We start from the raw sequence: 8254 nt of genomic DNA, 5'->3' as shown, positions 1-8254 counted from the left end.
GGCATGAACGATGCGCCGCCGGCTGTGCGCGGCCTCCAGTCCGAGACGAAGGGCGCCTGCCGGCGTCCGATCAAAACGAACCCCAAACCGTGCCAGATATTCGATCGCGGCGGGCGCAGCGTACACGATGCGCCTTGCTGCTTCCGCATCGCAAAGGCCGTCACCGGCGGCGAGCGTATCGGTAAGATGGAGGATCGGGTCATCATCATCGCCCATGCTGGCGGCAAGCCCGCCTTGCGCCCACGCGCTGGACGCATCCGCGCCAAGCGGCGATCTTGAGAGCAGAAGCACCGGCTCGGGTGCCAAGTGTAGTGCGGTCATCAGCCCGGCTATGCCGGCGCCGATGATGACCGGCCGGTCGTCGAGGTCGCGGACGTCCATGCTCATACCGCCAGCATCCGCTCGACGGCCAGCCGCGCGCGCCCGGCAATCTCCGGCTCAATGGTGACGACATGGCGGTTCTGCTCGAGCGCCATGCGGATGCTGGCCAGCGTTATCCGCTTCATGTGCGGGCAGAGATTGCAGGGTCGGATGAATTCGACCTCGGGATGCTGGAGCGCGACATTGTCGCTCATCGAGCATTCCGTCATCAGCACGACGCGGGGCGGCTTTTGCCTTTCGACATAATCGGACATGGCGGCGGTCGAGCCGGAAAAGTCGGCCTCGGCCACCACATCGGGCGGGCATTCGGGATGCGCGAGCACCGTCACGCCGGGATGGTTTTCGCGCAACTCGCGGATATCGGCTGGCGTGAAGCGCTCATGCACCTCGCAATGCCCTTTCCAGGCGATGATCTCCACGTCGGTCTGGGCGGCGATGTTATGGGCCAGATACTCGTCCGGCAGCATGATCACCCGGGGAACGCCAAGGGACTCGACGACCGCTTTCGCATTGCCTGACGTGCAACAGATGTCGGACTCGGCCTTCACCTCAGCCGACGTGTTGACATAGGTGACGACCGGCAGGCCGGGGTAGCGTTGCCTGAGCAGGCGGATATCCTCGGCGGTAATGGAGTCCGCCAGTGAACAGCCTGCGCGCAGGTCTGGAATGAGCACGGTCTTCTCAGGGTTGAGCAGCTTTGCCGTCTCGGCCATGAAATGCACGCCGGCCAGCACAATCACGTCCGCTTCGGCCGATATCGCCTTGCGGGCAAGCGCCAGGCTGTCGCCGACGATATCGGCGACGCAATGGAAGATCTCCGGCGTCTGATAGTTGTGCGCCAGGATGACAGCGTTTCGCTGCCGCTTCAGGTCGAGGATGGCGTCGATGTCGCCGGCGAAGGCGGTCCATTCGATCGGTGGGATGACCCGGCGCACGCGTTCGTAGAGCGCGGCCGTGCGCGCGGAGGCGTTGAACATACCCTGTCTCCAATTATGCTCGAATTGAGTATAACTGAGGCATATGCTTAACTTGAGCATAAGGAATGTCAAGCGCGTGAAAGTGGCAATTTTGTCCCCGCGACAGCTCGTTCCGCCAGAACCGCCTGACGGAAACGGAAACGCTTCGCCGGACGCCCGCCTGTGTCCGACATCGTCTCCCCGGTCTCCTCGACCAGATCCTGCTGTTCGATAAGGCGCCGGAAATTCTGTTTGTGCACGAGCCGGCCTGCGAGCGCTTCAACGGTTCGCTGCAACTGCAGGAGCGTGAAAGCCGGCGGCATTAGCTCGAACACGACGGGGCGGTATTTGATCTTGGTTCGAAGCCTGGCGATCCCGGTCGCCAGAATGCGGCGATGGTCGGCAGTCATTGGCCGGCCGGGAATGGCCGGCGAAATGCCATTGTCCCGGCCGCGTGTGGCCTCCGGCACCAGGGCGGCCTCATACAGCAGTTCGTAACGCTGCAGAGCAAGCTCCTCGTTCCAGCCGCGATCATCCAGGCCGAAGGCATACGCCACGCGCTGCCGGCGATCGCGGCGTATGCTCAGATTATCCGTGCCGTCGGCCCAGGCCAAAAGTCGAGGGATGAGCACATCGGGCACGATAGGTGGCACGCCCGCACGGTGATCCTCCCAGGGAAAATAGTCATACCAGCCTCGCCAGCCATGCGTTGGCGACCGTTCGGCCTGCTCTTCTCTTGTCAGGCCGAGATAGCTGATCGAGATCTGCACACGCTCGTCGCCGGTCCGGTCGCGGTCGGCAAAGGTGTAGAGCTGTTCTATATAGCCCAGCGGATGGCTTGTCTGCCGCTCCACCCATGCCCTCAGGCCTGACTGCAGGGAACGATGGCCGAACTCAAAAGGGCCGGACGGCAAGGCTTGAGCTTGCTCAATGGTCAGGACACGTGGCTCGCCAGCGGTTACGGCAATGACGACAGCGATCAGATCCGCGCCGACGGCCTGGCTCTGATTGGCGCTTGTGGCCTGCCTTGTCGCCTGCGTAGTCTTGTTTTGCATAGGGTGCGAAGGGTCCGAAAAACAACGCGCCTTGGACAGGCAATCCGCGCGAAGGTGAACTGCCGCACGCTGCCCGTCAACGTTCACCACGCAGATCCCAATCGAGGCTTTCGACCGCCGAGTTCATTGCACCTGGGCGGGATTGAAGCGATCGACCCTGAAATCATCGAGCGGCTTGCGGCGCCAGCGGTGCTAGGGCGTGCGAATCGGCTGGCCGAAGGGAACAAACAGAGGATTAGCGCAACACATCTTCCACGAACACGGAAGCATCTTTCTGGGCAGGTCGGGCGCTCGGTGAAACAATGCCCAAAGGAACCATCGTGCCCATGCCGGGTTTGTCCTGTGCGCGATTTTGCGTCCCAGATGTGGCGGCAGAGCGAAGATGCGAGCGTGGGTTCGTGAAGGCTGGGTTCTGCTGAAAGAGGCCATCAGCGGCTTCGTCAACGACAACGCACTGAGCCATGGTGCGGCGATGGCCTTCTATGCCGCCACCTCGCTTGCGCCGATCCTGCTGATCGTGGTGGCGATTGCTGGCCTGGTCTTCGGCAACGACGCCGCCCGGCTGGCCCTTTCGGCGCAGATATCGGGCGTCATGGGCGCGCAGAGCGCCGATCTCCTGCAGGCGACGATCGAGACCGCCTCGCGCGGATCATCGAGTACCCTGGCCGCCATATTGGGGTTGGTGACGTTGCTCGTAACCGCGTCGGGCGTCTTCGGCGAGATGCAGCTCTCGCTCAACGAAATCTGGAAGGTGAAGCCGGGCGGCACGTCGCTGTCGCGATTGGTGCGGGCGCGGGCCGCAAGCCTTGGGCTTGTCGCCGCCCTCGGCTTCATGCTTCTGGTATCGCTGGCTGCGAGCACGGCAATCTCCGCCCTCGGCGAACTCATCAATGCAGGTCTTCCGTTCGGCGAACTGATAGTCAGCGCCATCAACACAGTGGTTTCCTTCGTGCTGATCGCACTGCTCTTTGCGGCAATATACAAGGTCCTGCCTGACAGGACGTTGCAATGGCGCGACGTCGCCGTCGGTTCGCTCGTTACCACGCTTTTGTTCACGATCGGCAAGGCTCTGATCGGCTGGTACATCGGGACGAGTGCGATAGCGACGTCCTATGGTGCGGCCGGCGCGCTGATAATCGTGCTGTTGTGGGTCTACTATTCGGCCCAGATCTTCCTATTCGGCGCCGAGATAACCCGCGCCTATTCTGTCAGGCACGGAAGCCGACCCGACCTCGCGCCCGTGATGGCGGCCCACGCAAGCACCAGGCGGGGCAGGCCTGGGGCATCCGGGCGCGAGGTGGCTGCGTGGATTGTCCTCAGCAGTTTTCTGACGACGCTTTTTGTCCGACCCTGGCGCTCACGCTAACGCGCTGGGCTGGACGTCTCCGGCTCAGTTCAGGGCAAAGCCCACCTGCCGTGGCGGGTGGTCGCGCCCGCCATTCAAATCATGAACTCCAAGGGCGAGCCCTGACGGTCTACCGTCGGGGTCGAAAAGGTTTGCGCCAATTGCGCGCTTGGCCGGAACTGCCATGGCTGAGCAACGTTTCCATGAACACGCAGTCAAGGAGTACGAGAATGCAAACCTCACCGGCGAGTTCCATGCATTTTCCGACCGCCCCTGCCATCGTGCCCTTTGACGGCACAGTGACGGTCAGGTTTTCAGACGCCATCGTTGCGTCCAGCGAGCGGGCAAAGCTGCTTTATGAAGATGGGCGAAATCCGGTCTTCTACATCCCGTTCGAGGATATCTATTTCGAGCTCTTCGAGAAAACGAACACCACCTCGGATTCTCCATGGGGCACGGCCAGCTATTGGCGCGTTCATGCCGCCGGTGCATCCGCCGACAATTTCATGAGGGCCTATGAGACGCCTGAGACAGCCGCCTTGGCTATCGCTCGGCACGGCGTTTTCGATCCGCACAAGGCGCGCATCGACGCCGATCCGGCCGAGGACAAACAGCATACGCCGCACCTCCCCGAATAGCTGCAGCGACGCAAAGAAGCGGCACGCAAGCCTGCAAGGCCTAACCAGGCGTCGTGTCGGAAAGAGGTCGGACCGAAGAGGTCCTCAATGTCAGCGCATGGATTGACCTACGGACCATTGGGCAGCAGTTGCGTCCATCTCTGCGTCGACATGCAGCGCTTGTTCGCGGAGCCATCGCCCTGGGCGACGCCGTGGATGGCCCGCGTCCTGCCCCTCATCGAAACGCTGGTCGCAAGGCATGCGGCGCAAACCATCTTTACCCGCTTCCTGCCTGCACAGAGGCCGGGGCAGGGGGTGGGCACGTGGAAGCGCTACTATGACCGATGGGCGTCGATGACCATGTCCGAGCTCGACCCGGAAATGATTGAGCTTCTGCCTTCGCTGATGCGGCACTCTCCGCCGGCAACCGTTCTCGACAAGCACATCTATTCGCCCTGGTTCGAGGGCAGGCTCAGTAACTTTCTCGCGCAGCATAGGATCGACACGCTGGTGATCACCGGCGGCGAGACCGACGTCTGCGTGCTGGCAACCGTTCTCGGCGCCATTGATTTCGGCTACCGGGTGGTGCTGGTGACGGACGCTCTGTGCAGCACTTCGGATGCCACTCACGACGCGCTGCTAACGGTCTATCATCAACGATTTGCGCAGCAGGTCGAGACAGTGGAGATGGAGACAATCCTGTCGGAGTGGACCTAGTTCAGTCACCCAGGAGGTAGTCCTGGCCTTCGGCGCTCTCGCCTGTCGATCTAGCAGCCGCGGAATGCAAAAAGCTCGGAATCGATGTCCTGGAGGCCGCCAATCGCAGATGAAACCATCTCAGAAGCGATCTGCGAGAAGGTGATGCCGTTGCCGCCATAGCCCATCACGGCGTGAATGCGTGGGAAGCGGGGCAGGGCGCCTATATAGGGCAGGCCGGAGGTCGTGGTGCCGAAGGAGCCGGTCCATGCAAATTCCGGTCTGGTGTCCAGCTTTGGCAACAGATGGCCCAGCTTGGCCGCCAGGCGCTGGGCCTTTTCGGCGATCATTGCGTCGCGATGCTCCTCATCGGTGAAATCCTCGTCCTCACCACCACAAATGACCCGGCCGTCTGCCGTTGTCCGAACGTAAAGATACGGCTCCGATGCCTCCCATAGCAGAGCAGTCGCAGGCCATAGGCCTTGGGGCTGGCGGTTCGTGGCGATCGCCCAGGTTGAAACGATGCTGTGCGCGGTCGCCGGAATGATGTCGGTCAACTCATAGCCGGTTGCCAGCACCAGATGTCGCGCCGAGATCGTCGGACCGAGACTGGTTTTGACAACAACCTGATCGCGACCGTGCTCGATCTCGGTCGCTTGCACTGGCGCATAAAGACGTGCCTTCCGCCCCAAAGCCCGCAGCAACAATCCGGCTGTGAGCTTGCGCGGATCGAGCGCAATGTTGTCGTGGCTGAGGATGGCTGCTGCGCGATCGATTCCGAAACTGTCGGCCAGAGCCTGGCGGGTCAGATAAGTCGCGGCAATCCCGGCCTGCCGGCGTGCGTTGCTTTCGGTGCGCAATTCCGCCGGACCAAGCATGTTGCCCGCCAGATAGAGTGAAGGCGGGTCGGCGAGGGTGCAGTCGATGCCGAGTTCGGCGATCCGCCCGCGAAGGTTGATCACCGCCAAGCGCGAGCGCCGCCATGCGCGCGCGGCGTCGAGCTTACCCTTGATGGCGGAAAGTTTGACCAGCGGTTGATCAAGTTCGAACTGCACCAGCGCCGTCGTCGCCGAGGTTGATCCGAGAACCGGGCCGCGTCGATCGATGCACATCACTTCATGGCCCGCACGCGTCAGCGCCTCCGCCATCATGGCGCCGCTGATGCCCATGCCGACGACCAGCACTTCGCTCTTTACGTCTCGTGTCAGCTTTCCCACTCGGACGGGCGGCGCGCGATAGGCGAACCAGACCGGCCGGCCGCTTCTGAGGTCGAGTTTGCGGCCCAATGCTCCCTCCGCGGTCGCCATCGCCAATTGCCCGCCGATCGCTGCTCGATCAGCGGGCAACGCTATGTCTGCCTCAGCGGCGCTAGAGGCGGCCGAGCACAACCAGGATGATGACGATCAGCAATACCAACCCAAGGCCGCCGCCGCCGTAATAACCGGTGCCGTAAAACGGACCGCCGCCGAGGCCGCTGAAGCCGCCAAGCAAAACAAGAATTAGCAGAACTATCAGAATTGTGCCGAGACCCATGGAACTCTCCCGTTCGCCCTGTCGTGCATCCTGCAAAACAGCTACTGGTTGATCAGACTATCAACTCGAAAACAGCGCTACTGTTCCCGGGAGGACTCATTACCTTGGGTTTGTCTGTTGTCGCCTCGTTGCGCTGAGGCAGAGAATGGCGTCAGTCTGCGATGACTCAAGATGACACTATTCAATTGCAATTTGAGCTGATCTCGGTTCGGTCCCCGACCAGTGATCTTCGCCGCGGTTCCACATCGCGTCCGGCACCACGACAAGCTTGCCGACAAAGTCCTTCGCCACGAAATCCGTCTGCGCGCGGTGGAAGTCAGACAGTTTGTAGACGCCACCGACCAGCGGCCGAATCTTCTTGTCTTCGATGTAGCGGACGATGCGGCGAAAATCCGCCCGCGTGCCCTGGCTCGAGCCGTGCAGCTGCAGCTGCTTCAGGTACATGGTACGGAGATCCAACTGCACCACTGGACCGGCGATGGCGCCAGCCGTGGTGTAGCGCCCCTCGGGCCGCAGGATGCGCAACAGGTCGTTGAAGATGGCGCCGCCGACAAGGTCGGCGACCACGTCGATCGGTTTTCCGCCCGTCGCTTCGCTAACGGCGGCCGGCAGGTCGGCCACCCCGCGCGTGATCACCTTTTCGGCGCCGATATCGAGCACCGCCTGCTCCTTGCCCTTGCCGACAATGGCATAGGGGATGGCGCCGCGCGCCCGCGCCAACTGCACGATACCCGAGCCGACGCCGCCGGAAGCGCCGGTGACCAGCACAAGTTCGCCGGCTTTCAGTGCCGCGCGCTCCAGCATCTGCTCGCCGGTCAGATATGCGCAGCAGAAGGTGGCGAGCTCGACGTCGCTCATATCGGTGTCGACGACATGCGCGTTCTCGGCCGGCAAGGTCTGATATTCGGCGTAACCGCCGTCGCGGCCATGGCCCATATAGTCGATGTCGGCCAGCGAATTGTCGTCGCGGTTGTAGATGGAAAAATCGACCATCACCCGCTCGCCGATACGGTCGGGCGAGACGCCGTCGCCGACGGCGGCGATGGTCCCCACCGTGTCGGTGCCCTGGATGCGCGGGAAAACAAGCGTGTTGCCCTGCCGGCGCCAGGTCGACACCGCCGCCGCATCCTCTTCCGTGCCATAGGCGCCCTGCCGCACCCAGACATCGGTGTTGTTCATGCCGCAGGCGCTGACCTTGACCAGCACTTCGCCGGCGGCCGGCGCGGGCACCTTCACATCGGTGCGGTAGACGAGCTTTTCCGGACCGCCATGGCCGGTGAGCTGCACGGCGGCCATGGTGGCTGGAATGGTTCTGGTCATGCCATTCATCCCCCGTCTCAGAGGCTGGCAAACACGGCGTTCACCGCGTCCGCTGTCTTCGCCACCACCGTGTCGGCTTCCTCGCGCGTCAGGCAGAGCGGCGGCGCGAAGCCGAGGATGTCGCCCTGCGGCATGGCGCGGCCGAGGACGCCGCTTGCGGCGAGTGCCGTGGCGATCTGCGGCCCCACTTTCAGCGCCGGATCGAAGAAGGCGCGGTCGTCGCGGTCCTTGACGAATTCGATCGCCGCCAGCATCCCGTCGCCACGCACCTCCCCGACATGTTTGTGGCCGCCGACCGCCTTGGCAAGCTCGGCGCGGAAATAGGCGCCGGTCTCGCCGGCGTTCCTGACC

The 8254-nt window shown here is 62.8% G+C and carries 10 protein-coding genes; 3 read left to right on the top strand and 7 right to left on the bottom strand.

What is annotated here, in order from left to right; translation table 11 throughout:
* The 3 genes from EN742_RS15520 to EN742_RS15510 all read right to left on the bottom strand — a co-directional run.
* Positions 1-387: FAD-dependent oxidoreductase (locus EN742_RS15520; RefSeq protein WP_128332993.1), on the bottom strand; the 387-nt coding region annotated here is incomplete at its 3' end.
* A complete protein-coding gene (gene nadA, locus EN742_RS15515) occupies positions 384-1358 on the bottom strand; it encodes a quinolinate synthase NadA (protein ID WP_189362953.1) in 975 nt (324 codons plus the stop codon). The genes EN742_RS15520 and nadA, both read right to left, overlap by 4 nt.
* Before the next feature lie 68 nt (positions 1359-1426).
* The gene (locus EN742_RS15510; protein ID WP_127404782.1) at positions 1427-2392 is read right to left on the bottom strand and encodes a hypothetical protein; all 966 of its coding nucleotides are present in this window, start codon (positions 2390-2392) and stop codon (positions 1427-1429) included.
* 382 nt (positions 2393-2774) lie between these two features.
* Here EN742_RS15510 and EN742_RS15505 point away from each other — a divergent pair, with 382 nt between their 5' ends.
* The 3 genes from EN742_RS15505 (at position 2775) to EN742_RS15495 (ending at position 5071) form a co-directional block, all read left to right on the top strand.
* On the top strand, positions 2775-3758 hold the full coding sequence (locus tag EN742_RS15505; protein ID WP_127404767.1) for a YihY/virulence factor BrkB family protein: 984 nt from the start codon (positions 2775-2777) through the stop codon (positions 3756-3758).
* Between the two features lie 131 nt (positions 3759-3889).
* Positions 3890-4375, top strand: coding sequence for a DUF427 domain-containing protein (locus EN742_RS15500; RefSeq protein WP_245492331.1), 486 nt, complete (start codon positions 3890-3892; stop codon positions 4373-4375).
* Positions 4376-4462: 87 nt separating this feature from the next.
* Entirely contained in the window at positions 4463-5071 is a 609-nt protein-coding gene (locus EN742_RS15495; RefSeq protein ID WP_127404769.1) for an isochorismatase family cysteine hydrolase, read from the top strand.
* Positions 5072-5121: 50 nt separating this feature from the next.
* On the opposite strand, the gene EN742_RS15490 is transcribed toward EN742_RS15495, so the two are convergent.
* From EN742_RS15490 to EN742_RS15475, 4 genes are all read right to left on the bottom strand, one after another.
* Positions 5122-6336, bottom strand: a complete 1215-nt coding sequence (locus EN742_RS15490; protein WP_127404770.1) for an FAD-binding oxidoreductase — start codon at positions 6334-6336, stop codon at positions 5122-5124.
* An 82-nt stretch (positions 6337-6418) separates the two neighbouring features.
* Entirely contained in the window at positions 6419-6583 is a 165-nt protein-coding gene (locus tag EN742_RS15485; protein WP_126056203.1) for a DUF3309 family protein, read from the bottom strand.
* Positions 6584-6760: 177 nt separating this feature from the next.
* Positions 6761-7912, bottom strand: a complete 1152-nt coding sequence (locus tag EN742_RS15480) for an alcohol dehydrogenase family protein (protein ID WP_127404771.1) — start codon at positions 7910-7912, stop codon at positions 6761-6763.
* An 8-nt stretch (positions 7913-7920) separates the two neighbouring features.
* Positions 7921-8254, bottom strand: a 334-nt coding sequence (locus EN742_RS15475; RefSeq protein WP_128332992.1) for an aminotransferase class III-fold pyridoxal phosphate-dependent enzyme, incomplete at its 5' end; no start/stop codon positions are given.

Source organism: Mesorhizobium sp. M4A.F.Ca.ET.020.02.1.1, assembly GCF_004022645.1.
In the GTDB taxonomy this organism is placed as follows: Bacteria; Pseudomonadota; Alphaproteobacteria; order Rhizobiales; family Rhizobiaceae; genus Mesorhizobium.
The sequence above is the reverse complement of the archived record's forward strand: the minus strand, read 5'-3'. Positions and strand labels throughout refer to the sequence as shown.